The following is a 24,988-nucleotide window of genomic DNA, read 5'->3' as shown; positions in this document are numbered from 1 at the left end:
CTTGGCCAGTGTTGTCTTATATGATTTATTGGTCACTCGAGCCCCCGCGTTGCTTGCGTGAAAGCCTTTTCGAAGCGACATCCCCATCCTTGATTGCCCGCGTTATACGGGGCACGCCGATCCTTTGATGGATCTGGCGCCTTGTCATTCCCTCACTTCATCGCCGCCGAGGAGGCGACTTAACTCGTCAACAAACCAGATGACCAAAGAGGCAATTCGACCAGAAGGGCCCGTCATCCAGCACTAATGCTTCACGATGATACTGATCTTCTTCAGACACTTTATTCCGAAGTCGAACAGCATCGCCTCCACACGTCAATACCGTGCAGAATACTCACGCCAGACAACTGCATTGCCTGGTTTTAAATTTGGTTGTCGCCATTGCAAAGGACTAACACCTTTGCGACATTTCGGTTACGCTATCGATATTACATAACAGGTCAAGCGTAATAATTCGGCCTAATCCCGGTATTATCAGGCTCTCGCTGCACTGCGGAATTCCTTGATTTTTCGGTGTGCAGGTGCCGCAAGTCCCAGCCCCCGCAGCATACTCGGCTTGCTGAACCGTTGCGCCGAATCAACACAAGGCCCCAATCCGGCCCTGCTGATTCGCGGCACAGCGGGCGCCTCGCCCAAAAATGGTATTACGTTTTTTCCGGAACGTAACATTTTGCCATGGACAAGCAGAATGTTTCTCGCAATGCTGCACTGCGAAAGGAGACAGAATCGTGTCAGCCACCTCCCCCGCCAGGCCCCGCCGGGCGAAAACCGGTTCCATGCTCCTCCTCGCCGCTGCAGCCACGCTGGCACTCGCAGGTTGCTCGGGCGGCAGCGCTCCCACTGAAAAGAAAACCGAATTCAGCATCGGCTGGTCGATCTATGCTGGCTGGATGCCGTGGCCTTACGCGCAGCAGGCCGGCATCGTGAAGAAGTGGGAAGACAAGTACCACCTCAAGATCAAGATCGTACAGGTCAACGACTACGTCGAATCGATCAACCAGTACACCGCCGGAAAGTTGGACGGCGTCACCCTCGCCAACATGGACGCGCTGACGATCCCGGCGGCGGGCGGCAAGGACACTACCGCGGTCATCCTCGGCGATTACTCCAACGGCAACGACGGCGTCCTCCTCAAAGGAGCCACCAGCCTCTCCGCAATCAAGGGCCGCTCGGTCAATCTCGTCGAGCTTTCGGTCTCGCACTACCTCCTCGCCCGCGCGCTAGAGAAGGGCGGCATGGGGATGACCGACGTGAAGACGGTCAATACCGCCGATGCCGATATCGTCAGCGCTTTCGCCAGCCCCGATGTCACCGCCTCCGTCGCGTGGAACCCGCAGCTTTCGGTGATGCGTGCGCAGCCGGGCGTGACGCAGGTGTTCTCCTCGGCCGATATTCCGGGCGAGATCCTCGATCTTCTCGTCGTCGATACCGCCACCCTCAAGGCCAATCCCGATCTCGGCAAGGCGCTCGCGGGCATCTGGTACGATACCGTCCAGCTGATGATGAAGCAGGACGCTTCCGGCAAGGCCGCCCGCGCGGCGATGGCCAAGCTTGCCGGGGCCGGGCCGGAAACCTTCGACAACCAGCTGAAGACGACCTTCCTCTACACCGATCCCAAGGCCGCCGTTGCTGCCGCCCAGTCCCCCGCGCTGATCACCACAATGACCCGCGTGCGCGATTTCAGCTTCTCCAAGGGGCTGTTCAAGGGCGCCACCTCGGCCGACGCGGTCGGCATTGCTTTCCCCGGCGGCAAGACGCTGGGCGATGCGGCTCATGTGACCCTGCGCTTCGACGACAGCTTCATGAAGCTTGCTGCTGACGGGAAGATCTGAGCGCATGCGCTGGATCAACTGGCACCTTTCCAGGCGTGATCGCCTGATTGCGGGCGGCGCGCCGATCCTGCTGCTGATGGTGATCTACATCGTCACCGCGCTGCAGCGCCACGCGGCCAATCCGTCAGACAAGATCCTCCCGCTTCCCTCGGGGATGGCGAGTGCGATCACGGCGCTGCTCACCACGCCCGATCCGCTTTCGGGCCGTCTGGTGTTCTGGGCCGATACGCTCGCCAGTCTGCAGCGGCTCGGCCTCGGCCTCGGCATCGCAACGCTGTTTGCCCTGGTCCTCGGCCTCCTCATCGGCGCGCTACCCCCGGTGCGCGCGGCGCTCAGCCCGCTCGTCACCGGCATCGCGGTGATCCCGCCGATCGCGTTGCTGCCGATCCTGTTCATCGCGCTTGGCCTTGGTGAAACCTCCAAGGTCGTGCTCATCGCCATCGGCGTTGCGCCGGTCATGGTCCGCGATATCGCCGCGCATGTCGGCAGCTTGCCCCGCGAACAGATCATCAAGGCGGAGACGCTGGGCGCCAATTCGTGGCAGATCATCGCCCGCGTCGCGCTGCCGCAAGCGATGCCGCGGCTGCTGCAAGCGATCCGCCTCGCGCTCGGGCCGGCCTGGGTGTTCCTGATCTCCGCCGAAGCCGTCGCCTCGGACATTGGCCTTGGCTACCGCATCTTCCTCGTCCGCCGCTATCTCGCGATGGACGTGATCATCCCCTATGTCGCATGGATCGCGCTGCTCGCGATCCTGATGGACGTGACGCTCGCCGCGATCAGCCGCCGCGCCTTCCCCTGGGCACATGGGGACGGACGATGAGCGCGCTCCTTTCCCTCCGCAACGTCTGGGTCGAGTATGGCGACAAGGTCGTGCTCGAGAAGGTCAATCTCGAAGTCCCCGAAGGCGCTTTCCTCTCGATCATCGGCCCCTCGGGCGCGGGCAAGTCCAGCCTTTTGCGCCTGATCCTCGGCCAGGAAGCCCCCACGCGCGGCACGATCCTGCTCGATGGCGAGCCGCTGGAGGCGCAGTGTGGGCCCGATCGGGGCGTCGTGTTCCAACGCTATTCGGTGTTCCCGCATATGACGGTGCTGGGCAATGTCACCTTTGGCCTCGAATGCCCCGCCGCACCCATCGCAGCGCGCCTTTTCGGCAGCGCGCGCCGCAAGGCCGAGGCGCAAGCCACCGAAATGCTCGAAGCGGTCGGGCTTGCCGACAATCTCCACCTCTATCCCGCGCAAATGTCGGGCGGCATGCAGCAGCGCCTTGCCATTGCGCAGGCCCTGATCAAGCGCCCGCGAATCCTGCTCCTCGATGAGCCGTTCGGCGCGCTGGATCCCGGCATCCGCGCCGACATGCACGGCCTGATCACCCGCCTGTGGCGCGACTACGGCCTCACCATCGTCATGGTCACGCACGATATCAAGGAAGCCTTCACACTCGGCACCCGCGTCCTCGCGCTCGACAAGCGCCGCCACGATCCCCACGCGCCGCATCGTTACGGCGCAACTGCGGTCTATGACCTGCCCTTGCGCGGCCCGCCCGTGCCCGCGCCGGAAGCCGCACCCGCGCCCCAGCCCGCAACTGCCGCCAGCTGAGAGAGAACCCGCCATGAGTCCCGAAACCACCGGCCTCGCCCGGCTGAGCATGAGCCTTCCGGCCGAACTGTTCCGCAAGCTCGACATGATGGTGAACGAACGCCAGCTGCCCTCGCGTTCGCAGCTCATGGCCGAGCTGATCCGCCACGCGCTCGCTGCGCACGAGGCGTTCACCCGGCCCGACGAGATGCTCGCCGGCACGATCACGCTTGTCTACCGCGGCGAGCGCGGCCGCGTCCGCCACCAGCTTGCGCAGACGCAGGCGCACTACCTCAAGGAAGTGATTTCCTCGCAGCACGTTTTTCTTGAAGACGACCAGTCGCTCGAAGTGCTTCTCGTCCAGGGCCCTGCTGCCCGCCTCAAGGACCTGTCGGACGCGCTGCGCCGCGTGCGGGGTGTCCAGCAGCTCGAACTCGTCACCACCACCGCGCTCCTTCCGCAGCTTTATGAGCCGGAAGCCGATGCGCCGCAGGGAGCCGCCGCATGACCACTGCACCATCTGGCACTCTGGCCAACCCCAACGCCGCCCGCGATCACGCCCGCTCGATGGCCGGCACCGTGGTCGAGGCAATGCCGGTTCTGCCCCCCGCCGCGCCGGACCTGCCCGAAGGCGTTGCTTCCGAAGCGCTGCTCTGGGAGGAAACCATCGCGCCTGGCGGCTATGCCACCCGCCGCCTGCCGCGCGGCAGCCGCCTGCGCCTGATCGACGTCAAGGGTGATGCCTGCGCGAGCCTGCAGATCTTCAACGCCGAAATGCCGACCGAGCGCTACAGCTTCGCCGACACGGTCAAGATCCAGTGGAACGCCTATCTGGCCAAAGGCAAGTTCCTGCTCTCCGACATGGGCCGCGTGCTGATGAGCATCGCCGAGGACACCACCGGCGGCACGCACGATACCTTCTCCGGTACTTCAAACGCCCATACCAACGGCGCCAAATACGGCGACGGGCGCAACAGCGGCCAGTTCCCCAACGGGCGCGACCGCTTCCTGCTCGGCGCTGCCAAGCACGGCCTCCAGCGCCGCGACATTCATGCCGCCGTCACCTTGTTCAAGGGTGCGCGGATCGCCGACGACGGTGCGATCGAACCGCAGATCGGCCCGTTCGAGCCGGGCCGCGAAGTCGTGCTGCGCGCCGAAATGGACGTTATCGTGGTGATCGCAAACGTGCCCCACGTGCTCGATCCCCGGCCCGACTACATCGTCACCCCCCTGCGCGCGACCGCCTGGCGGGGGCCCGTGGCCGGCGAAGACGATCCCATCCGCACCGCGACGCCGGAGGGCCTGCGCGCCTTCCTCAACGTCGAAGACTATTACCGCCGGTAAGGAGGCAGCCCCATGCAGAACCGCGATCCGCACCATGACGGCCTGCCCGATACCATCGTCCACGACGAGGTCGTCCCCGCCCGCGCGCCCTGGATTCATCACATCAAGAAGGGCCAGACGCTGCGCATCGTCGACCTTGAAGGCAACCAGGCGGTCGATTTCCTGCTCTACAGCGAAGCCGATGATACCGAGCGCTACAGCGCGCAGGATACCGTTGCGGCGCAGGGCAACCTGTTCCTGCGCACCGGCACCGTTCTTCGCTCCAACGAAGGCCGCCCGATGATGACGATCGCCGCCACCACGGTCGAGTATCACGATACCATTGGCGGGGCCTGCAGCTGCGAGAGCAACACGCTGCGCTATGGCCACCACACCAAGGCCCAGCACGCCTGCGTCGAGAACTTCCTCGAGGCAAACCTCACCGAAGGCCGCGGCAAGCGCGATATCGTCGCCAACATCAACTTCTTCATGAACGTGCCGGTGGAAGCGGACGGCGCGCTCGGCATCGTCGACGGCATTTCTGCGCCGGGCCTTACGGTCGATCTCAAGGCCGAGATGGACGTGATCGTCGTCGTCTCGAACTGCCCGCAGATCAACAACCCCTGCAACGGCTTCAATCCCACGCCCGTCCGCATGATCGTCGCCGCATGAGCTTCGGCACCGTTCTCATTGCCAACCGCGGCGCCATCGCCACCCGCATCATCCGCACCTTGCGCCGCATGGGGCTGCGCTCGGTCGCGGTCTATTCGGAGGCCGATGCGGGCTCGCTGCATGTCTCGGAGGCAGACGAGGCGGTCTGCATCGGCGGCGCGCGGCCGAGCGAAAGCTACCTCAACGTCGAGGCGATCCTTGCCGCCGCGAAGGCCACCGGAGCGGGCGCGATCCACCCCGGCTACGGCTTCCTTGCCGAAAACACCGATTTTGCCGAGGCCTGCGCGGCTGCCGGGATTGTGTTCATTGGCCCGACGCCGGACAATATCCGCATGTTCGGCCTCAAGCACAGCGCCCGCGCGCTCGCCAAGGCCCACGGCGTGCCGCTCGCACCCGGGTCCGAACTGCTGACCAGCGAAAAGGAAGCGCTCGCCGCTGCCAATGAAATCGGCTTTCCGGTCATGCTCAAGGCCACCGCCGGCGGCGGCGGCATCGGCATGCGCGTCTGCGAAAGCCAGGCCGATGTGCAGGAGGGCTTTGCCACTGTCGCTCGACTCGGCCAGAGCAACTTCGGCGATGCCGGCGTCTTCCTCGAACGCTACGTGCGCCGCGCCCGCCATGTCGAAGTGCAGATCTTCGGCGATGGCGAGGGCCGGGTCGTCGCGCTGGGCGAACGCGATTGCTCGCTCCAGCGCCGCAACCAGAAGGTCGTCGAGGAATCTCCGGCCCCGCTGCTGCCTGAACACATCCGGCAGGATCTTTACTCCGCCGCGATCCGGCTTGGTGAGGCTGCGCGCTATCGCAACGCCGGCACGGTCGAATTCCTCTACGATGCCGAACGCGAGCAGTTCTACTTCCTCGAAATGAACACCCGCCTGCAGGTCGAGCATGGCGTGACCGAGATGGTCATGGGGATCGATCTCGTCGAATGGATGGTGCGGGGCGGCGCGGGCGATTTCAGCTTCCTCGATGGCGCGCCGACAACACCCGGTGGCCATTCGGTGCAGGTCCGCCTCTACGCAGAAGACCCGGCGCTCGATTACCGCCCCACTTCGGGCACGCTGACGGCGGTCCAGTTCCCGGCGGATATCCGCACTGAAACCTGGGTCATGGCCGGCAGCGAGGTCACCTCATGGTACGATCCCATGCTCGCCAAGCTGATCGTCCACGCCCCGACGCGTGAGCTTGCCGTCACCGCGATGCAGAAGGCGCTCGGGGAAACCCGCGTCGATGGCATCGAGACCAACTTGCGCTGGCTGCGCGATGTAGTCCGTACGCCTGCCTTCACGAGCGGCGAGGTTTCCACCCGCGTGCTGGATACCATTGCCTACACCCCGCGCAGCGTCCGCGTCGTGAGCGGCGGCACCGCCACCACGGTGCAGGACTGGCCCGGCCGCCAGCGCCTCTGGGCAGTCGGCGTGCCGCCTTCGGGCCCGATGGACGACCAATCCTTCCGCCTCGGCAACCGGCTGCTCGGCAATCCGGAAGGCACGGCTGGCCTTGAGCTGACGCATTCCGGCCCCACGCTCGCCTTCTCGGCGCCCGCGCAGGTCGCGCTTGCCGGTGCCGATTTCGGCGCGACGCTCGATGGCGTGCCCGTCCCGCGCGGACAGGTGATCCCGGTCGCCGCCGGGCAGACCCTCGCATTGGGCCGCGCACGCAGCGGCGGCATGCGCGGCTATCTGCTGTTCGCGGGCGGCCTCGATATCGCCCCCTACCTCGGCAGCCGCGCCACATTCGAACTCGGCCAGTTCGGCGGCCATGCCGCGCGCCGCCTTGTCGCGGGCGATGTTCTGCACTTTGGCGACGAGCCCGCGCAGGCACCGCTCGCCACCACCGCGCTCCCTTCGCTCGGCAACGAATGGACCCTGCGCGTCCTCTACGGCCCGCACGGCGCGCCCGATTTCTTCACGGCAGACGATATCGCGATGATCGTCGCTGCCGAATGGCAGGTGCACTACAATTCCAATCGCACCGGCGTGCGCCTGATCGGCCCCAAGCCGCAATGGGCGCGCAAGGATGGCGGCGAGGCGGGTCTCCACCCCTCGAATATCCACGACAACCCCTACGCCATTGGCGCGGTCGACTTCACCGGGGACATGCCGATCATCCTCGGCCCGGACGGCCCCTCCCTTGGCGGCTTCGTTTGCCCCTTCGTGGTCATCGCGGCGGATCGGTGGAAGCTCGGCCAGCTCGTGCCGGGGGATCGCCTGCGCTTCGCCCCGGTGACCATTGCCGATGCCGCTGCTGCCGATGCCGATCAGCAGCGCCTGCTCGGCTCGGGCACGCTCCCCGGCCCGGTGCCGGACCGCCCCGTTGCGCACCTCTCGCCGATCCTCGCTGAAATCGCCGAAACAGCGGTTCGCCCCCGCACGATCTACCGCCAGCAGGGCGACCGCAACATCCTCGTCGAATACGGCCAGATCGTGCTCGACATTGAACTGCGCATTCGCGTCCATGCGTTGATGGTCGAACTCGAACGCCTTGCGCTGCCCGGCGTCATCGATATCGTCCCCGGCATCCGCTCGCTCCAGCTCCATTTCGACGGCAAGCAGCTGGGTCAATCCACCGCGCTCGCGGCGTTGATCGAGGCCGAGGAGCGCCTCGGCGATCTTGCCGATTTCACGATCCCCTCGCGCGTCGTCCACCTGCCGCTCTCGTGGCGCGATCCCGCCACGCTCGAGACGATCGAGAAATACATGGGCGCCGTCCGCGACGATGCCCCGTGGTGCCCGGACAACATCGAATTCATCCGCCGCATCAATGGCCTGCCCGATGTGGCGGCAGTCGAGAACCTCATCTTCGAGGCCAACTACCTCGTCATGGGCCTTGGAGACGTCTACCTCGGCGCGCCCGTCGCCACCCCGGTGGATCCGCGACACCGCCTCGTCACCACCAAGTACAACCCCGCGCGCACCTGGACTCCGCCCAACGTCGTCGGCATCGGCGGCGCCTACATGTGCATCTACGGGATGGAGGGCCCGGGCGGCTACCAGCTGTTCGGCCGCACCGTGCAAGTGTGGAACACCTACAAGCAGACCGAAGCCTTCACGGACGGCAAGCCGTGGCTTCTGCGCTTCTTCGACCAGATCCGCTTCTACCCGGTCAGCGCGGAAGAACTGGTGGAATGGCGCCGCGATTTCCCGGCCGGCCGCCGTGCCCTCAGGATCGAACCAAGCGAATTCCGCCTCGCCGACTACCGCAAGTTCCTCGCCGACAACGCCGATGCGATCAGCATCTTTGAAGCCAACCGCCAGGCCGCCTTCGACGCCGAGCGCGCCGACTGGCAGGCGCGCGGCGAGTTCGACCGCGTGACTGACCTCGCCGAAGCCGAAGCCCCCGCCGCCGGTGCGACGCAAGTCCCCGACGGGACCGACCTCGTCGAAGCCCCCTTCGGCGGCAGCGTATGGAAGCTGCTCGTCTCCGCCGGCGATGCCGTGAAGGCCGGCGATACCATCGCGGTGATCGAGGCAATGAAGATGGAATGCCCCGTCGAAAGCCCCGGCACCGGCACGATCGAGGCGCTCTACATCAAGGAAAAGCAATCCTTGCAGCCCGGCTCCCCGATGCTGGCGCTGAGGCGCACGGTATGACCTCCTGCACCGAACCCCAAACCCATCCCCGTTCGTGTCTAGCGAAGTCGAGACACCAGGCGCGGCGTGTGGTGTCTCGACTTCGCTCGACACGAACGGAGATTGGGTTTTGATGATGCGTGATTCTGCAGCCTCAATCGCCGCCGCCGTCCAGTCCAGCAAAACCACCGCCGTCGCAGTCGCCGAAGCCGCGCTTGCCCGCATCGCTGCATATGATGCCATCCAGCCCCAGATCTGGATCAGCCGTGCCAGCGCAGAGCAGGTCCTTGCCACCGCCCGTGCCGTCGATGCCCGCATCGCGGCAGGAGAAGCGCTGCCCCTCGCCGGCGTGCCCTATGCCGCCAAGGACAACATCGACGTCGCCGGCTTCGAAACCACCGCCGCCTGCCCCGCCTTTGCCTATAGCCCTGAGGCCAGCTCGACCGTCGCGCAGCGCCTCGCCGCAGCCGGTGCGATCTGCATGGGCAAGACGAACCTCGATCAGTTCGCTACCGGGCTGGTCGGCGTGCGCAGCCCCTATGGCATTCCGCGCAACGCCTTCAACCGCGCCTATGTCAGCGGCGGCTCGAGCTCTGGCTCGGCCATCGCCGTCGCCGCAGGGCTCGTGCCCATCGCGCTCGGTACCGATACCGCCGGTTCCGGCCGCGTGCCTGCCGCGTTCAACCATCTGATCGGTTTCAAGCCCACCAAGGGCCGCTGGCCCACGCGCGGCGTTGTTCCCGCTTGCCGTTCGGTCGATTGCGTCACCGTCTTCGCGCATGACACGGTGGATGCCGGCCTCGTGGACAGCGTGCTCGCCAGCTTCGATCCCGCCGACGCCTGGTCCAAACCGCGCGCCGACCGCGACCTCGCCCCCCGCCGCCTCGGCGTGCCGCTGCGGCGCCAACGCCAGTTTTTCGGCGATGCCGAATCCGAATATTTCTACGACCGCGCGCTCGAAAACCTCGCCGCGTTTGCCGAGATCGTCGAAATCGATATCGCCCCGCTGCAGGAAGCCGCACAGCTCCTCTATGGCGGCCCCTGGGTCGCCGAACGCACCGCTGCCATGGCGCAGATCCTCACCGAAAACCCTGATGCCGTCGATCCCACCGTCCGCGCCGTGGTCGAGGCCGGGTGGAGCAAGACCGCCGTCGAAGCCTTCAACGGCGTCTACCGCCTCGCCGAACTCAAGCGCCACGCCGATCTCATGTGGGGCGAACTCGATGCGCTCGTGTTCCCCACCACTGGCACGACTTACCGTGTCGCCGAACTCGCCGCTGCGCCGATCGCGCTCAACAGCAATCTTGGCGCCTATACCAACTTCGTGAACCTGCTCGATATGGCGGCGCTCGCGGTCCCGGCCGGCACGCGCCACAATGCCACCGGCTTCGGGATCACGCTGATCGGCCCGGCCGATACCGACCGCGCCCTTCTCACTCTCGCCGACGCCTATCTCGCCAAGGCCAGTCTCACCCCGCCGCCCCCGCTCGATCTGGCCAAAGATCCGGAGACCAGAATGCAGACCGTGAAACTCGCCGTCGTCGGCGCCCACCTCAAGGACATGCCACTCCACTGGCAGCTCACCTCGCGCGAGGCCGTGTTCGTCGAGGCGACCCACACCGCGCCCACCTACAAGCTCTACGCCATGGCCGACAGCGTGCCTCCCAAGCCCGCGCTAGTCCACAGCACCGAGGGCGGCGCTTCCATCGCGGTCGAAGTCTATGAGTTGGGCGTCGCCGAGTTTGGCAGCTTCACCGTCGAAGTTCCCGCCCCGCTTGCCATTGGCACCGTCACGCTGGCAGACGGCACCAGCGTCAAGGGCTTCGTCGCCGAACCCCGCGCCATCACCGGCGCCGAAGACATCACCCACCTCGGCGGTTGGCGCGCCTATATCGCGCAGAAGAACTGAAACATCTCATTCCGTTCGTGTCGAGCAAAGCCGAGACACCCCGCGAAAGGACAAACCGCATGACCCCGTTCAAGGCCCTGCTTCTTTCTGCCGCATTGATCCCTGGCCTTGCCGCTGCAAAGGACGCCCCCAAACCGGTCGTAATGACCGTCCCCGGTTTTGCCGATTTCCTCGCGATCGATGGCGATACCGTCTGGGCCACCAACCGGTTCTCGGTCGAGCAATGGTCGCTCAAGGGCAAGAAGGCCGAAACCCCGATGGGCCGAGCCTGCGGCGGGATGAGCGTCGACTATGGCGCGCTCTGGGTCGCCGATTGCCCGGAAGGCGCTGTCAAGCGGATCGACATCAAGACAGGCAAGCTGCTCGCCACGATCTCCACCGGCATCGCCAACAACATGGAAGGCGAGCTCAACACCGTCACCGGCGCCGGCTCGGCATGGATTGCCAGCGAGGCGAGCGGCAAGATCGCCCGCATCGATGCCGCCACCAACAAGATCGTCGCATCGATCCCGACCGCGCCGGGCTCATGGTATCTCACCTTCGGCCTCGGTTCGCTCTGGGCGGTCAGCGGCAAGGAACAGCTTCTCAGCCGCATCGACCCGGCAACCAACACCGTCACCGGCACCGTGGCGCTTGGCAAGACGCCCGGCTTCCTCGTCGCCGGCGAAGGCGCGGTCTGGGTGCAGGAACAGGGCGATGGCACTGTCGCCAAAGTCGATCCGGCCACGATGACAGTCACCATGCGGATCAAGGTGGGTGATAACCTGAAGTATGGCGATATCGATGTGGGCGACGGCAAGGTTTGGCTGCGCACCACCGATGATCAGGAGTTCGTCGTGATCGACGCGCAAACGGGCGCTATCCTCCAGCGCGTCGGCAAACCGGTCCACAGCGGCGGCCTGCGCTGGACACCGAAAGGGTCGTGGACCTCGGCCCACGATTTCCACTTGCTGACATGGTGGCCCAATAAATAGGGACAGTCCCTATTTTAGGAAAAGCACTTCTGCGCTGCTCTGGATCCCCGCCTTCGCGGGGATGACGAAGGAAAAGAGGGCGGTGTAGGTCGGAAAACCTACCCAAATACCTCGTCATCCCCGCGCAGGCGGGGATCCAGAGCGGCAACACCCAACCTTCGCCAGCAAATGCCTCAGGCTGCCCGCGCCATCCGTCCCTTCATCCACGCAATCACCGGGCTTACCGGATAAAGCAGCGTTTCCCGGATCGACATGTGGCGCCGGCCTTCCTGACCCACTTCCACCGCTTCGCCCATGCGGAACGTACCGTGCAGCCGGTCAAACAGGATCAGCGCGCAGGCATAATTGCAGCGCGTATCCTCGTACTCGACCGAATGATGCAGGCTGTGCGCCTCGATCGTGGTGAAGATCGCCGAATACCAGCGCGGCGGATTGAAGCGCACATTGGCATGGCTGAACGCCGCGATCGTGCCCAGCATATGCCCGGCGCAAAATAGCGCGGTCAGCGAGAAATCGAAAAACGTGACCACGCTGAGCCCGATCAGGAACAGCTCGAACGGATTGCCAACCGCGCCCTTCAAGGCATTGAGCTGGCGTACGAAATGATGCGGGGCGTGGACCACCCACAGCGGAAACCAGTTGTGCATCGCGCGGTGCAGCCAATAGTGCCCCCACTCGATCAGCAGCATGATCAGCGCCACCTGCGCGATCAGCGGCGCGTGTTCCAGCCAGGGCGTATGGATGCCGAGCCAGTCCTTCACGCTGATCAGCGGGGCATCGGCCCAGTGCTTTCCGGCATAGCGCACGACTGTGTAGAACATCACGAAGTAGAACAAGTCGGAGAGGAACTCCGCGCGCGTCAACCGCCACCCGGCGTGGCGTTCATTGATCTGTTCGAGCCCCAGAATCATGAACTTGGTGCAGACCGCCGCGATCACGATGGTCCAGCCATTCGTCACCAGCTCAGCCGGCAGTAGCGACCAGAACGCGAAGATCGCCAGCAATGTCGCCGGCTGGTAATACTTGAAGATCACCGATTTAATACCTGCCGCCATTACGCAAACCCCCACGGCTTTTTATCTTGCGGACGCTAACACCAAGTTCCGGTATCAACAACTGTCCACTTCGTCATACCCGCCCCCACTCTTCGTCATCCCCGCCCCCACTCTTCGTCATCCCCGCGAAAGCGGGGACCCAGAGCGTCCATTCACCGCGCAAGGCTCCATCCGCCCTGCCCGATTTCGCTTGCATCCCATGCGCGTTTTTGATCAAAGCAATCATAAACAATCATAAATCCGGGAGACGTACGTTGCACAAGGCCCCCATCCGGCTCCTCGGGGCGCTCCTGCTCGCCGGAAGCGCGCTGGCTCCACTGCATGCCCAGCAAACCGCCGACCCGCTCACCGATGGCTTCCGTGATCCCCCGATGTCCGCACGCCCGCGCGTGTGGTGGCACTGGATGAACGGCAACATCACCGAAGAAGGCATCAGGCTCGATCTCGAATGGATGAAGCGCATCGGCATCGGCGGTGCGCAGACTTTCGATGCCCAGCTGCAGACCCCGCAAGTCGTCGAAAAGCGCCTTGCCTATATGACACCGGAGTGGAAGCACGCCTTCCGCACCGCCGCCGAAACGGCAGACAAGCTCGGCCTCGAACTCGCCATCGCCGCATCGCCCGGCTGGAGCGAAACCGGCGGCCCATGGGTCAAGCCCGAAGACGGGATGAAGAAGCTCGTCTGGTCCGAAACCCGCGTAACCGGCGGCAAGCGCTTCAAGGGCAAGCTCGCCCCGCCGCCCTCCGTCACTGGCCCATTTCAGGATCTCGGCATGCAGCCCGAGATCGGGGTCGATCACCCCAAGACCGACCTGCCCCAGCTCTACCGCGATACCTATGTCTTCGCCGTCCCGGAGACCGCCGCCCCGCTCGCTCCCGCTTACATCGCATCCTCCGGCACCATCAACGCCGCCGCACTGACCGATGGCAAGCAGGCCACCACCATCGAATTGCCCGCCGGCAGTGCCGATGCACCCGCATGGATCCGCGCCGATTTCACGGCGCCCCGGCAGATACGCTCGGCCACGCTCGCCATGCCTCCGGTCTCGCTTTTCAGCGCGGCGCGGTTCGTGCCCATCCTCGAAGCGAGCGAGGACGGCGTCAGTTTCAGCGAAGTCACCCGCTTCCCCACCGGCACTTCGGCTGAATACACCGTGACCTTCCCGGCCGTCACCGCCAAGGCCCTGCGCGTGCGGTTTCTTTCCGAAAAGTCCGGCTTCGGCCTCCCCACGCCCCCCGCTCCGGGGGCGGAGTTCCCCTCATTCCCCGGCTTCATGGCAAGCGCACCGCACGTTACCGTCAGCGAACTCAGCTTTTCCGCCAGCCCTCGCACCCACCGCTTCGAGGAAAAGGCCGGTTTCGCGACCACGCTCGATTACGACGCGATCCCCACGCCCGACGCGCCTGCCATTCCGGAAGGTGCGGTGATCGATCTCACCGGCCGCCTCGCTCCCGATGGCAGCCTCGATTGGACTCCGCCCAAGGGCCAATGGCGCGTCCTGCGCCTCGGCTACTCGCTCACCGGCACCGAGAACCACCCCGCCCCGCCCGAGGCAACCGGCCTCGAGGTCGACAAGTTCGATGCCGATGCCGTGCGCCGCTACATCAACACCTACCTCGATACCTACAGCGCCGCCGCCGGTCCGGACCTGATCGGCGCCCACGGCGTGCGCGCCCTGCTCAATGACAGCATCGAAGTCGGCGCGAGCAACTGGACCCCGGGCCTTGTTGCGCAATTCAAGGCGCGGCGTGGTTATGATCCCGTGCCGTGGCTGCCTGCACTCACCGGCGTGATCCTCGGCTCACCTGCGCGTACAGACGCATTCCTCCACGATTTCCGCGCAACCCTCGCAGACCTGATGGCCGATGCACATTACGGCACGATCGCAGAGGAAGCCCACAAGCGCGGCCTGATCCACTATTCCGAAGCGCTGGAAGACAAGCGCCCCTCGCTGGGCGACGACATGGCGATGCGCCGCCGCGCCGATGTGCCGATGGCCGCGATGTGGTCCTACGATACCGAGCACGGCGCCCCGCAGCCGAGCTACGAAGGCGACATGCGCGGCGCAGCTTCGGTCGCCCACGTCTATGGCCAGAACCTTGTCGCTGCGGAATCGCTCACCGCCGCGCTGCAGCCCTGGGCCTTCGCGCCGCGCGACCTGAAGCCAATGATCGACATGGAATTCGCTTCGGGCGTCAATCGCCCGGTGATCCACACGTCGGTCCATCAGCCGCTCACCGACAAGGCCCCCGGCTTCTCGCTGTTCATCTTCGGCCAGTATTTCAACCGGCTCGAAACCTGGGGCGAGCAGGCGCGGCCCTGGGTCGATTACATGGCCCGCAGCAGTTACATGCTCCAGCAGGGCCGCAACGTGGCCGATGTGGCCTATTTCTATGGCGAAGAAGCGCCCCTTACCGCGCTCTACGCCAAGGCTGTACCGAGCGATCTGCCCACCGCGAACGCCTTCGATTTCGTCAATCCCGATGTGCTGCTGAACCAGCTTTCGAACGATGGCACAGACCTCGTTGCGAAAAGCGGCGCGCGCTACAAGGCGCTCTACCTCGGCGGCAGCTCGGCGCGGATGAGCCTCTCGGTACTCCAGCGCATCGCCGTTCTTGTCCGCGGCGGCGCCACCCTGATCGGCGAAAGGCCCACCGGCTCGCCGGCACTACAGGACGATCCCGCTACCTTCGCCCGCATCGCCGACGCGCTGTGGAACGGTGGCACTGGCAAGGGCCGCGTCCTCGCGAGCCATGATCCGGATGCGGCGCTCATGGCACTAGGTATCTCGCCCGACGTGTTCTACCTGAAGGCCGCAGCAGATTCCGCCGTGCGGTTCGTCCACCGCAAGACGGCAGATGCAGACATCTACTTCATCACCAACCGCAAAAATCGCGTGGAGGCGACTAAGCTCACCTTCAACGTTGCCGGTAAGGCGGCGGAATGGTGGGATGCTGCCTCGGGCAAGGCTTCACCGCTCGGCTATTGGTCTGACAGCGGCCATACCGAGATCGCGATGACGCTGCAGCCGTGGCAGTCTGGCTTCGTCGTGTTCCGCAAGGATGGCCCGGCGAGCCGGACGATCCCGGCAGCGGTCCGCACACCTGTCAACACGCTAACCGGTCCCTGGTCGCTCACCTTCCAACCCGGACGCGGCGCACCGGCCAGCGTCACGCTCCCTGCGCTCGCCGACTGGACCAAGAATTCCGATCCCGGCGTGCGCTACTTTTCCGGCACCGCGACCTATCACCAGACGATCAAGGTTCCTGCCACGAAGCCCGGCCAGCGCCTGATCCTCGATCTCGGCGATGTCCGCGATCTCGCCGAGGTGATCGTCAACGGCAAGTCCGCCGGCATTCTCTGGAAGCCGCCCTACGCAGCCGACGTGACCGGCCTCACCCGCCCCGGCACCAACAGGGTCGAAATCCGCGTCACCAACCTGTGGGTCAACCGCCTGATCGGCGATGCGCAGCCCGGTGCGAAACCGATCACCTTCACCACGCTAAAGACCTACCGCGCCGACGCGCCCTTGCGGCCCTCGGGTCTGCTCGGCCCGGTCACGCTGTTCGAGGAGAAATAGATCTCAGTGCAGCTTCAGCCGTGGCCGCACGATCTGGTTCACGTGCCCGATCACGATCAGCATGATCCCGCGCCACCAGCCGTGGATGGCGATCAGATGCATCCGGTAAAGCGACATGTAGACCATCCGCGCGATCCGCCCTTCGACGCGCATGCGCCCGCCGACAAGGTTGCCCATCAGGCTCCCCACCGTCGAGAACCGGCTCAGCGAGACGAGCGAGCCGTGATCGGCATAGGCAAAGTCCTTAAGCGGCTGCCCGGCCTGCGCGCGAACGAGGTTGGTGAACACGAGGCTCGCCATCTGGTGCGCCGATTGCGCGCGCGGCGGTACCGGGCGCTCCTTGCCGGGCAGGATGCATGAGGCGCAATCGCCCAGCGCGTAGATGCGGTCATCGGTCTCGGACTGCAGCGTCGGGCGCACAATGATCTGGTTGCCGCGAGTGAGCGCCAGATCGCTCATCCCCTTGATTTCGTCGGCGCCCTTGACCCCTGCCGCCCAGACGATGAGATCGGACGGGATCACCGTGCCATCGCCGGTATGGACCGCACGGTCCTCCAATCGCACCACCTGCGTGCGCTCCAGTACCTTGACACCGAGCTTCTGCAATTCGTCGCGCGCGGTCGCGGCCAGCACTTCATCGAGCGCCGGGAGGATGCGCGGCCCCGCCTCCAGCAGCGAGACCTCGAGCTTGGTCTCGTCGAACACCTCAAGGCCGTAGTGCCGCAGCGCCTTGGCCGCGTTGTAGAGCTCGGCCGCCAGTTCCACGCCCGTCGCGCCGCCGCCGACGATGCTGACCCGCACCCGCGCATCAGGATTGCCGGTGTGGTGCAAGTGGTTCGTGCGCAGGCAGGCATTGAGCAGCTTCTGGCGAAACTTGTCCGCCTGCGGCCGGTCCTCGAGAAACATCGCATGCTCGCGCACGCCGGGCACGCCGAAATCGTTTGAAATCCCGCCGATCGCCAGCACGAGATAGTCATACCGGATCGTGTGCCGCCCGATCACTTCCTCGCCGCGCTCATCGAGCAGGGGCGCGGTGGTGATGGAGCGATGCTCGCGGTCGATGCTTTCGATGCTACCCTGAAAGAACCGGTAACCCCAGCGCACCGCGTGGCCGCCATAGCCGACCTCGTCGAGATTGGCATCGAGCGATCCCGCCGCCACTTCGTGCAGCAGCGGCTTCCAGATATGCGTGAGGTTGCGGTCGATCAGGATGATGTCGTGCTTCTTGCGCCCATACTTGGCGCCGAGCTTGCGGACGAGCTCCAGCCCGCCGGCGCCGCCGCCCACCACAACGATCTGCGTCTTCTGGTCCGGCACGCAATTCCCCCTGCGCACGCGAATGGCGCAAGAGGTTAGTGCCAGAAACGCGCCGGAAATAGTAGCCTGTCCGTAGGGGAACGCCGAAATCAGGCCTTGGCGTGTCCTCCCAGCGTGTCGGCAAACCAGTCGGCTATGTAATCATTGCCGAAACTCATGTTGTCCGCGCCGACATGCTCCACCCCGCCTTCGCGCGCGGTGAAGATCTTGAGCTCGCGCCGCGGCGAATTGACCAGCTGCGCATAGCTCTGGTGCGCATAGTCGACGCTGATCTGCCGGTCGGTCGCCCCATGGGTGACGAGGAACGGCACCGTGATCCGGTCCAGATGCCCGTTGAGGTTCATGTCGTTGCTCTTGGCGAGGAAGTCCTCGTGGTCCTTCGCACCGAACACCCAATAGACGTGGCCCCAGTAGTGCGGCACCGGGTTCTCGCCCTCGCGGGCCATGCGCTTGTCCTGCACTTCGCGCCAGTTGTGGTTCGCGCCCCAGGCGGCCCCGCTGGCAAAGCGCGGCTCATAGGCCACCGCGCGCGGGGCGAAGTGCCCGCCGAGCGAGATGCCGGTCATGCCGATACGCTTGGGATCGACTTCGGGCTGCGTTTCCAGCCAGTCGACCCACTTCGAGGCCCATTGTTCCGAATAGGGCGTCGCATTGAGCCCTTGCAGCCGCAGCGCCTCCCCGGTGCCCGGCTGATCGACGCACAGCGTGTGGATGCCGCGCTTGGCCAGCGCTTCGGGAAAGCCGCCCAGCCACAACATTTCCTTCATGCTGTCGAGCCCGTTGCAATAGACCACGCAAGGCGCAGGCCCTTCGACCGGCGCGCGGTGGAAATAGGCGGCAATCGTCTTGCCATCGTAGGGGATTTCCACCCGCTCCACCGGATCGGCGGAGAACCTCGTGCCGCGCTGGAAGCTGTCCAGCGCCTTGGCATACGTCTGCTCGCGCCCCGCCGATCCATGCGCCTGCATGCGCTCGCCCGTCAGGTAGTAGATCGTCGCGCGCTTGAGCTTGGTTCCGGCGGAAAACTCGCGGCCCAGCGCGAGGTCTTCCTCGGCAAGGCTGACCAGCTTGTCGCCCATCTTGACCCATTCGGCCATGAAATCGGCGGTCCCGGCGTCCGCACCGCTTTGCGCCTTGGCCTTGAGCGGGGCGATCATGTCGACGATTTCGCCGATCCGCCCGCCGTTCTCCATCGCGATGGCGACCGACAGGTTCCAGATGTAGTTGGGAAAAGGCTCGAACAGCGCCATGGATCAGACCCCTGCCGGCTGGAACAGCGCCGCATCGGGCGCAGGGTGCGGCATGGTCTGCGGTCCGCCGACGCCGATCCCCCACTGGTCCATGATCTCGGGCGCAGGCGCAATCACTTGCGCCACGTGGTTTTCGAAATCGACCTTCTCGAGCTCGGCGGTATATTCCACCGCAAAGCCGCCCGGCGTGGTGAAGTAGCTGAACGTGTTGTTGCCCGCCGTGTGCCGCCCCGGGCCCCAGCGAATGTCGATCTTCTGCCGCTTGAGCCGCGCCACGCCGCGCATCATCTCATCAAGATTGGCCATGTCGTAAGCCACGTGATTGAGGCACGGCGGCCCGGGCAGGAAGGCAATGCGGTGGTGCGCCTCGTTGCAGCGCAGGAAGCACATGAAATCGCCCAGCCAGTCGCTCAGCTTGAAGCCCAGCACGTCGATGAAGAAGGCCAGTTCCTCGTGGTGGCGCGGCGAGTGCATGACGATATGGCTGATCCGCTCGGGGATCGCCTCGCGCGGGGCGAGCGTGCGCGCCGTCCCCCGCGTGACACCGGCGGAAATCTCGTAAGGGAGCCCGTCCTTCGAGAAGAAGCGGAAGCCGTAGCCGCCGCCAAACTGGTCGAGCGCCTTGGGCTCCCACACGATCTGGCAACCATAGTCCCGCACCTTGGCGAAAAGCGCATCGACATCGGCCTCGGTATCAGCCGCCAGCGCGATCACATCGATCCGCTGCACCGCATCGGGCCGCAACCGCACGACGTAGAGCTCGTCATGCCCCTCGGCGGCGAAATAGACCATGCCGTCTGCCTCCTGGACCTCCCTGAGCTTCCAGTTCTCGGCATAGAAGGCGCGCTCGGCAGCCAGATCGGTGACGGCATAGCCGACATAGCGGATTTCGGTAACGCGGCTCATAGCTCAGCCCTTTTCATGTCGCGCAAGTGGTTTGAAGAATTGTCCGCCCTTCATGATGGCGGCAAGGTTGTTCTTGTCCTGCAGTACGCGGACATCGGCCGTCGGATCGCCTTCGACCAGTAGAATATCCGCAAGGTACCCGGCCTTGATCTGGCCGACATCCCAACCGACGAGCTCGCCGCCCTGCTTTGTCGCGGCGACCAGCGCCTCGGCCGGCGAGAAGCCGAACAGATTGACGAAGTGCTCAAGGTCGCGCGCGTTGCGGCCGTGCGGGTTGTAGGGGAAGCCGTAGTCGCCGCCCGGCAGCACGCGAATGCCGCGTTTGCGCATTTCGGGGATGACCTGCTGGCCCAGTTCGATCCCGCGCAGCGCGCCGAGTTCGGCGGCCTGTTCCGGGCCGATCCCGAAGTCCTGCGCTTCATAGGCGCGCGCCCAGAGCAGGCCGACCGCAGGCGCGGTGAACGTCTGGTCCTTCTTCGCCTCGAACAGATCGAGCGCTTCCTCGTCGGCATAAGTGCAGTGATAGATCGCCCGGAAACCAGCCCGCAGCGCGCGCTTCACAGCTTCGGCCCCTTGCGCATGGCAGGCCAGCCAAATCCCGGCTTCGCGCGCCGCCTCGCCGATCGCCTGCGCTTCCTCTTCGGAATACATCAGCGTCTGCGAACCGCCCGGCTGGAAAGCCTCGTCGCTCGACATCAGGAACTTGATCGTGTCGCAGCCTTCTGCCTTCTTCTGCGCGATATATTCGCGCAAATGCGGGATATCGCGCTGGTGCGTCGGATCGTGCCCCGCCGGCACGCCGAGCACGCCTTCCGCGCCCTTCTCCAATGCCGATGCACGCAGGCGCGGGCCAGGCATGAAGCCAGCGTCGATCATGTCGCGCAGCGCCGGCTCAATTCGCTCGCCGAGCGATCCCGCCGAATAGACGCTGGTGAACCCCGCCTCCAGCGTGATCCGCGCGTTCTGCGCCGTCACCAGCACATGCTGTTCGATTGGCAGCGGCCTCATCGTGTTGATCATGCGCTCGATCGAGGTCGGCCAGGTCAAGTGCCCATGCGCCTCGACCATGCCGGGCATCAGCGTGCGGCCCTGCCCTTCGACCACCGTGGCGCCCTCGCGCGGCAGACGTTCATCGCCGCGCGCCACCGCCTCAATGCGCTCGCCGCGCACCAGCACCTCGCCCGGAAACAGCGCCGCGCCGCTCCCGTCGAACACGCGCACATCGGTGAACAGCGTAGCCGTCATGCGCCCGTATCCGCCTGCAAGCCTGCCGCCGCGATTCCCGCCAACGCGCAGATTTCGTCGTTGTCCGAGGTATCGCCCGTCACGCCCACCGCGCCGAGCAGCGCGCCATCGCCATCGCGGACGAGAACACCGCCCGGCACCGGCAGCATTCCGCTGGGAAACGCCGTCTGCAGCCCGTTGAAGAACATCGGCATGGCCGCCGCGCGCCTGGCCAGCTCGCGCCCGCCGAAGCCCATGCCGAGGCAGCCCGCCGCCTTGCCCATCGCGATTTCGGGCCGATACATCGAGGCGTTTTCATCGCGCAGCAGCGCCAGAATGTGGCCGCCGCGGTCCAGCACCACGCAGGCCAGCGGCGCAAAGCCGCGCTGGCGGCCTTGCGCCAGTGTCTCCATGGCGATGGTCTGGGCTTGCGCTAGCGTCAACATGTCCGGATCGTTCTCCCGGCACCCTTCTGCGGACGCGCGATCAATCTGTAAAAATGCTTCTTTGGATGCGTAGGCATTGATGGAATTTATGATTCAGCCAGCTGACCCTTGCGCGCGATTGCCTCGATCCGCCCGCGCATCCAGGTCAACCCGGCATCGTCCTTGCGCCCGGGATGATAGCTCAGCATCTGCTTCATCGCCGGAATCTCGAACGGCACCGGCGCGCTGGCAATCGCGAATCGCCCCTTGAGCTGCTCGGCCAGACGCGAATGCATCACCGAGAGCCGGTTGGTCCCCTCGATCAGCCAGGGCACCGCGGTGAAGATTGCCACCGTCGCCTCGATGGTGCGGTTGCGTCCCATCAGATCGAGCTGCCGGTCTGCGTAGGACAACGTCTGCCCGCCGCCGAGCACGACCGCGATGTGGCCCGCCGCAAAGAACGCCTCCTCGCTGATCGTACAGTCTGCAATCGCAGGATTGCCGCTCCAGCCCACCACCACCTGTGGCTCGTGATAAAGCGTATAGGAGAGGTGATTGCCGCCGATCACGTATTCCGGCGTGATGGTGATATCGATCTTGCCTTCCTCGAGCTCCTGCACGGTGCCCGGCTGTGGCAGCCCGCAATCGATGCGGATGCCGGGGGCTTCCTCGGTCAGCTGCGCCACGAGCGGCACGATCAGCGAGGCGAAGACATAGTCCGAAGTCACCACCTTGAAGCTGCGCTGCGAAGTTGCCGGATCGAAATGCGGCGAGCGCGAGAGCATCACTTCAAGCCCCAGCAGGCTCTCGCGCACTTGCGGCATCAGCTCGTCGGCAAAGGGCGTGGGGTGCATGCGCTTGCCCTGCAGCTGCAGCAGCTCATCCCCGAAATACTCGCGCAGCCGTGATAACGCGGCGCTCATCGCTGGCTGGCTGAGGTTCAGCCGCTCCGCCGAACGGCTGACGCTGCGTGTCGTCATCAACGCATCGAACGCGACGAGGAGATTGAGATCGAGACCCTTGAAGCGCATCCTGCCCTATCCACCCACGAGGCTGCAACAGCCCGATGTATCCACCACGCTTATACGATTTTATGCAACATGACAATTTTACTTGATTGATGATTTCCCCCAAACCGTGATCAAACATATGGGAGAAGGTGAAATGGCAATCGATCGTCGCACATTCGTGGCGGCCAGTGCGGCGAGCCTCGCAATGGGCGCGGCCCCGCGCGCGATGGCCAAGGCGGTCACAGCCGCTCCCGCACCCGGGCCCTTCCCCGCCGATTTCATCTGGGGCGCTGCTACCGCAGGCCATCAGGTCGAGGGCAACAATATCAATGCCGATTGCTGGCTGCTCGAAAACGTCAAGGGCACCGCCTACAGCGAGCCGTCCGGCGATGCGGCCAACAGCTTCGAGCTGTGGCGCACCGATCTCGAACTCGCCCGGAACCTTGGCCTGAATGCCTGCCGCTTCAGCCTTGAATGGGCGCGGATCGAGCCCGAGCCCGGCCAGTTCTCGGTCGCCATGCTCGATCACTACAAGCGGATCATCGAAGGCGCGCGCGCCATGGGCCTCAGACCCATTGTCACTTTCAATCACTTCACCACGCCGATCTGGTTCGCTGCGCGCGGCGGCTGGCTGAATGACGATGCGCCCCAGCTGTTTGCCCGGTTCTGCGACAAGGCCGCGCGCCATCTCGCCGCCGGGATCGACCACGCGACCACGCTGAACGAGCCAAATCTGGCGGGCTTGCTCCAGCAACTGCTGCCGGGCGGCCTGCTCGAGGCGGACAAGGCCATGGCTGCCGCCGCCGCCGCCAAGCTCGGGGTTCCGGTGTTCCTAGCCGGCAATGCGATCTATCAGCCCGATCCGGCCAAAGTGCAGGCCAACCTCCGGGCAGGCCATACGGCCGGCAAGGCAGCGATCAAGGCTGTTCGCAGCGATCTGCCTGTCGGCGTGAGCCTTGCGATGCTTGATGATCAAGCGGGAGAGCCCGGCTCGCTGCGCGATGCGATGCGCGAGAAGCTTTACAACGCGTGGCTGCGCCTCGCTCAGGCCGATGACTTCGTCGGCGTGCAGAACTACGAACGCTCGATCTGGGGCAAGAAGGGCAAGCTCGATCCGCCCGCGGATGCGCGCCGCAACATCATGGGCGCCGAAGTCTATCCCGCCTCGCTCGCCGGCGCGGTGCGCTATGCCTACGAGGTCGCAAAGGTTCCGGTCATGGTGACGGAACACGGGGTCGGCACTGATGACGATACGATCCGCGCCTGGCTCATTCCCGAGGCGCTCACCCACCTCAAGGCGGCCATGGACGAGGGCGTGCCGGTGAAGGGCTATTGCCACTGGTCGCTGATCGACAACTTCGAATGGGGCTTCGGATACAAGTTCCACTACGGCCTGCACACACTGGACCGCCAGACCTTCGAGCGGCGCACCAAGCCGAGCGCGCTCGTCTACCGCGACTACATCAAGAGCCACACGGCAGGAGCCTGACTCATGCGCAAGACCATCGCCTTCCTGATCGCATTGCTCGCGTTCACCGGTGCCCCGGCCCGTGCGCAAGTTCCGGTTCCGACCGCCGATACAGTCCCGCCCGTCCGCGGCGAGGAGATCGTGCTCAACAACGTTCCGGCAGGCGGCGAAACCTGGACCCGCGTGTTCGGGCAGGTCTGGGCACGCAATGTCCAGCGCTCGACGCTCTATGTGATCCATCCGATGAACGGGCGCGCCAACGGCAAGTCGGTCATCATCGTCCCGGGCGGCGGTTACATGTTCGTCTCGATCGACAGCGAGGGCTTCCGGGTGGCAGACCGGCTTGCGGCGGAGGGCTACACCGCCTTCGTCCTCAAGTACCGCGTCAATGCCACCCCGCCGACAGCGGATGGCTTCATGGCCGATATGGCGTCCAAGTTCGGGCAGCTGGGCAAGGGCGAACTGGCCGATCTTCCCCCGGCGGTCGATGATCTCGCCGCTGCTGTAACGGTGGTCGCTTCCCGTGCGGCGGAATGGAAGCTCGACCCCAGGCAGATCGGCGCCATCGGCTTCTCCGCCGGATCGCGCAGCCTGATCCGCTTGCTGGAGCAGAAGAAGGAAGCCGAGCTCCTGCACCATGTCGGCCTGATCTACCCGCCGATGACTCAAACCGTGACCGGCGGCCCGCGCCCGCCTCTGTTCCTTGCGATTGCCGCGCATGATCCGCTGTTCAAGCAGGGCGGGCTGAAGCTCGTCGATAGCTGGCTCAAGGAAAGCGATGCCATCGAGTTCCACCTTTATTACGGCGGCGAACACGGCTTCGGTATGATGCCCAAGGGCACCACCAGCGATCACTGGATCGACCAGTACATCGATTGGCTGGCCGTCCAGTGAC

Annotated in this window: 19 protein-coding genes; 12 read left to right on the top strand and 7 right to left on the bottom strand. The window is 65.1% G+C overall.

All coding sequences use genetic code 11. The features are described 5' to 3' along the window. Positions 1-776: 776 nt before the first annotated feature. The 9 genes from ACO056_RS11325 to ACO056_RS11285 all read left to right on the top strand — a co-directional run bounded on the left by ACO056_RS11325 (position 777) and on the right by ACO056_RS11285 (position 11,857). Complete coding sequence (locus ACO056_RS11325) at positions 777-1,832, top strand: putative urea ABC transporter substrate-binding protein (protein ID WP_421855458.1); 1,056 nt, start codon at positions 777-779, stop codon at positions 1,830-1,832. Between the two features lie 4 nt (positions 1,833-1,836). Beyond that, positions 1,837-2,652 (top strand): ABC transporter permease, encoded by an 816-nt coding sequence (locus ACO056_RS11320; protein WP_421846756.1) that lies wholly within the window; start codon positions 1,837-1,839, stop codon positions 2,650-2,652. After that, positions 2,649-3,428 (top strand): ABC transporter ATP-binding protein, encoded by a 780-nt coding sequence (locus tag ACO056_RS11315; protein WP_421846754.1) that lies wholly within the window; start codon positions 2,649-2,651, stop codon positions 3,426-3,428. Before ACO056_RS11320 ends, ACO056_RS11315 begins: the two co-directional genes overlap by 4 nt. A gap of 13 nt (positions 3,429-3,441) precedes the next feature. Then, entirely contained in the window at positions 3,442-3,915 is a 474-nt protein-coding gene (locus ACO056_RS11310) for a CopG family ribbon-helix-helix protein (RefSeq protein ID WP_421846752.1), read from the top strand. Next, the gene (locus tag ACO056_RS11305; RefSeq protein WP_421846750.1) at positions 3,912-4,751 is read left to right on the top strand and encodes an urea amidolyase associated protein UAAP1; all 840 of its coding nucleotides are present in this window, start codon (positions 3,912-3,914) and stop codon (positions 4,749-4,751) included. The genes ACO056_RS11310 and ACO056_RS11305 overlap by 4 nt, the downstream gene beginning before the upstream one ends. Before the next feature lie 12 nt (positions 4,752-4,763). Then, on the top strand, positions 4,764-5,402 hold the full coding sequence (locus ACO056_RS11300; RefSeq protein ID WP_054120202.1) for an urea amidolyase associated protein UAAP2: 639 nt from the start codon (positions 4,764-4,766) through the stop codon (positions 5,400-5,402). Next, positions 5,399-8,995 (top strand): urea carboxylase, encoded by a 3,597-nt coding sequence (gene uca / locus ACO056_RS11295; protein ID WP_421846748.1) that lies wholly within the window; start codon positions 5,399-5,401, stop codon positions 8,993-8,995. The genes ACO056_RS11300 and uca overlap by 4 nt, the downstream gene beginning before the upstream one ends. Before the next feature lie 112 nt (positions 8,996-9,107). Beyond that, positions 9,108-10,883 (top strand): allophanate hydrolase, encoded by a 1,776-nt coding sequence (gene atzF / locus ACO056_RS11290; protein WP_421846746.1) that lies wholly within the window; start codon positions 9,108-9,110, stop codon positions 10,881-10,883. Between the two features lie 59 nt (positions 10,884-10,942). Beyond that, positions 10,943-11,857, top strand: a complete 915-nt coding sequence (locus ACO056_RS11285) for a YncE family protein (RefSeq protein WP_421846744.1) — start codon at positions 10,943-10,945, stop codon at positions 11,855-11,857. 173 nt (positions 11,858-12,030) lie between these two features. On the opposite strand, the gene ACO056_RS11280 is transcribed toward ACO056_RS11285, so the two are convergent. After that, positions 12,031-12,912, bottom strand: coding sequence for a sterol desaturase family protein (locus ACO056_RS11280; protein WP_421846742.1), 882 nt, complete (start codon positions 12,910-12,912; stop codon positions 12,031-12,033). Between the two features lie 254 nt (positions 12,913-13,166). Between ACO056_RS11280 and ACO056_RS11275 the strand changes: the two genes are divergently transcribed. After that, the gene (locus ACO056_RS11275) at positions 13,167-16,493 is read left to right on the top strand and encodes a glycosyl hydrolase (protein WP_421846740.1); all 3,327 of its coding nucleotides are present in this window, start codon (positions 13,167-13,169) and stop codon (positions 16,491-16,493) included. A gap of 3 nt (positions 16,494-16,496) precedes the next feature. Here the strand turns inward: ACO056_RS11275 and ACO056_RS11270 are convergent, their stop codons facing one another. The 6 genes from ACO056_RS11270 to ACO056_RS11245 all read right to left on the bottom strand — a co-directional run bounded on the left by ACO056_RS11270 (position 16,497) and on the right by ACO056_RS11245 (position 22,646). Further along, positions 16,497-17,810 (bottom strand): NAD(P)/FAD-dependent oxidoreductase, encoded by a 1,314-nt coding sequence (locus ACO056_RS11270; protein WP_421846738.1) that lies wholly within the window; start codon positions 17,808-17,810, stop codon positions 16,497-16,499. A gap of 89 nt (positions 17,811-17,899) precedes the next feature. Then, positions 17,900-19,060, bottom strand: a complete 1,161-nt coding sequence (locus ACO056_RS11265; protein ID WP_421846736.1) for an alpha/beta hydrolase — start codon at positions 19,058-19,060, stop codon at positions 17,900-17,902. A 3-nt stretch (positions 19,061-19,063) separates the two neighbouring features. Then, positions 19,064-19,966, bottom strand: a complete 903-nt coding sequence (locus ACO056_RS11260) for a VOC family protein (protein ID WP_421846734.1) — start codon at positions 19,964-19,966, stop codon at positions 19,064-19,066. Positions 19,967-19,969: 3 nt separating this feature from the next. Then, the gene (locus ACO056_RS11255) at positions 19,970-21,211 is read right to left on the bottom strand and encodes an amidohydrolase family protein (RefSeq protein WP_421846732.1); all 1,242 of its coding nucleotides are present in this window, start codon (positions 21,209-21,211) and stop codon (positions 19,970-19,972) included. After that, positions 21,208-21,636 (bottom strand): GlcG/HbpS family heme-binding protein, encoded by a 429-nt coding sequence (locus tag ACO056_RS11250; RefSeq protein WP_421846730.1) that lies wholly within the window; start codon positions 21,634-21,636, stop codon positions 21,208-21,210. Before ACO056_RS11250 ends, ACO056_RS11255 begins: the two co-directional genes overlap by 4 nt. Before the next feature lie 86 nt (positions 21,637-21,722). Beyond that, on the bottom strand, positions 21,723-22,646 hold the full coding sequence (locus ACO056_RS11245) for a LysR family transcriptional regulator (protein WP_421846728.1): 924 nt from the start codon (positions 22,644-22,646) through the stop codon (positions 21,723-21,725). Positions 22,647-22,779: 133 nt separating this feature from the next. On the opposite strand from ACO056_RS11245, the gene ACO056_RS11240 reads away from it, so the two are divergent. Next, positions 22,780-24,114 (top strand): family 1 glycosylhydrolase, encoded by a 1,335-nt coding sequence (locus ACO056_RS11240; RefSeq protein ID WP_421846726.1) that lies wholly within the window; start codon positions 22,780-22,782, stop codon positions 24,112-24,114. A gap of 3 nt (positions 24,115-24,117) precedes the next feature. After that, complete coding sequence (locus ACO056_RS11235; RefSeq protein WP_421846724.1) at positions 24,118-24,987, top strand: alpha/beta hydrolase; 870 nt, start codon at positions 24,118-24,120, stop codon at positions 24,985-24,987. Position 24,988 lies beyond the last annotated feature (1 nt).

It is taken from the genome of Novosphingobium sp., from assembly GCF_965228995.1.
In the GTDB taxonomy this organism is placed as follows: Bacteria; Pseudomonadota; Alphaproteobacteria; order Sphingomonadales; family Sphingomonadaceae; genus Novosphingobium.
The sequence above is the reverse complement of the archived record's forward strand: the minus strand, read 5'-3'. Positions and strand labels throughout refer to the sequence as shown.

Coding starts and splice junctions, on each gene's coding strand:
- uca (WP_421846748.1), top strand. CDS start 5,399: ATGAGCTTCGGCACCGTTCTCATTGCCAACCGCGGCGCCATCGCCACC.
- atzF (WP_421846746.1), top strand. CDS start 9,108: ATGATGCGTGATTCTGCAGCCTCAATCGCCGCCGCCGTCCAGTCCAGC.
- ACO056_RS11320 (WP_421846756.1), top strand. CDS start 1,837: ATGCGCTGGATCAACTGGCACCTTTCCAGGCGTGATCGCCTGATTGCG.
- ACO056_RS11315 (WP_421846754.1), top strand. CDS start 2,649: ATGAGCGCGCTCCTTTCCCTCCGCAACGTCTGGGTCGAGTATGGCGAC.
- ACO056_RS11325 (WP_421855458.1), top strand. CDS start 777: ATGCTCCTCCTCGCCGCTGCAGCCACGCTGGCACTCGCAGGTTGCTCG.
- ACO056_RS11305 (WP_421846750.1), top strand. CDS start 3,912: ATGACCACTGCACCATCTGGCACTCTGGCCAACCCCAACGCCGCCCGC.
- ACO056_RS11280 (WP_421846742.1), bottom strand. CDS start 12,912: ATGGCGGCAGGTATTAAATCGGTGATCTTCAAGTATTACCAGCCGGCG.
- ACO056_RS11235 (WP_421846724.1), top strand. CDS start 24,118: ATGCGCAAGACCATCGCCTTCCTGATCGCATTGCTCGCGTTCACCGGT.
- ACO056_RS11245 (WP_421846728.1), bottom strand. CDS start 22,646: ATGCGCTTCAAGGGTCTCGATCTCAATCTCCTCGTCGCGTTCGATGCG.
- ACO056_RS11265 (WP_421846736.1), bottom strand. CDS start 19,060: ATGGCGCTGTTCGAGCCTTTTCCCAACTACATCTGGAACCTGTCGGTC.
- ACO056_RS11255 (WP_421846732.1), bottom strand. CDS start 21,211: ATGACGGCTACGCTGTTCACCGATGTGCGCGTGTTCGACGGGAGCGGC.
- ACO056_RS11310 (WP_421846752.1), top strand. CDS start 3,442: ATGAGTCCCGAAACCACCGGCCTCGCCCGGCTGAGCATGAGCCTTCCG.
- ACO056_RS11240 (WP_421846726.1), top strand. CDS start 22,780: ATGGCAATCGATCGTCGCACATTCGTGGCGGCCAGTGCGGCGAGCCTC.
- ACO056_RS11260 (WP_421846734.1), bottom strand. CDS start 19,966: ATGAGCCGCGTTACCGAAATCCGCTATGTCGGCTATGCCGTCACCGAT.
- ACO056_RS11300 (WP_054120202.1), top strand. CDS start 4,764: ATGCAGAACCGCGATCCGCACCATGACGGCCTGCCCGATACCATCGTC.
- ACO056_RS11285 (WP_421846744.1), top strand. CDS start 10,943: ATGACCCCGTTCAAGGCCCTGCTTCTTTCTGCCGCATTGATCCCTGGC.
- ACO056_RS11250 (WP_421846730.1), bottom strand. CDS start 21,636: ATGTTGACGCTAGCGCAAGCCCAGACCATCGCCATGGAGACACTGGCG.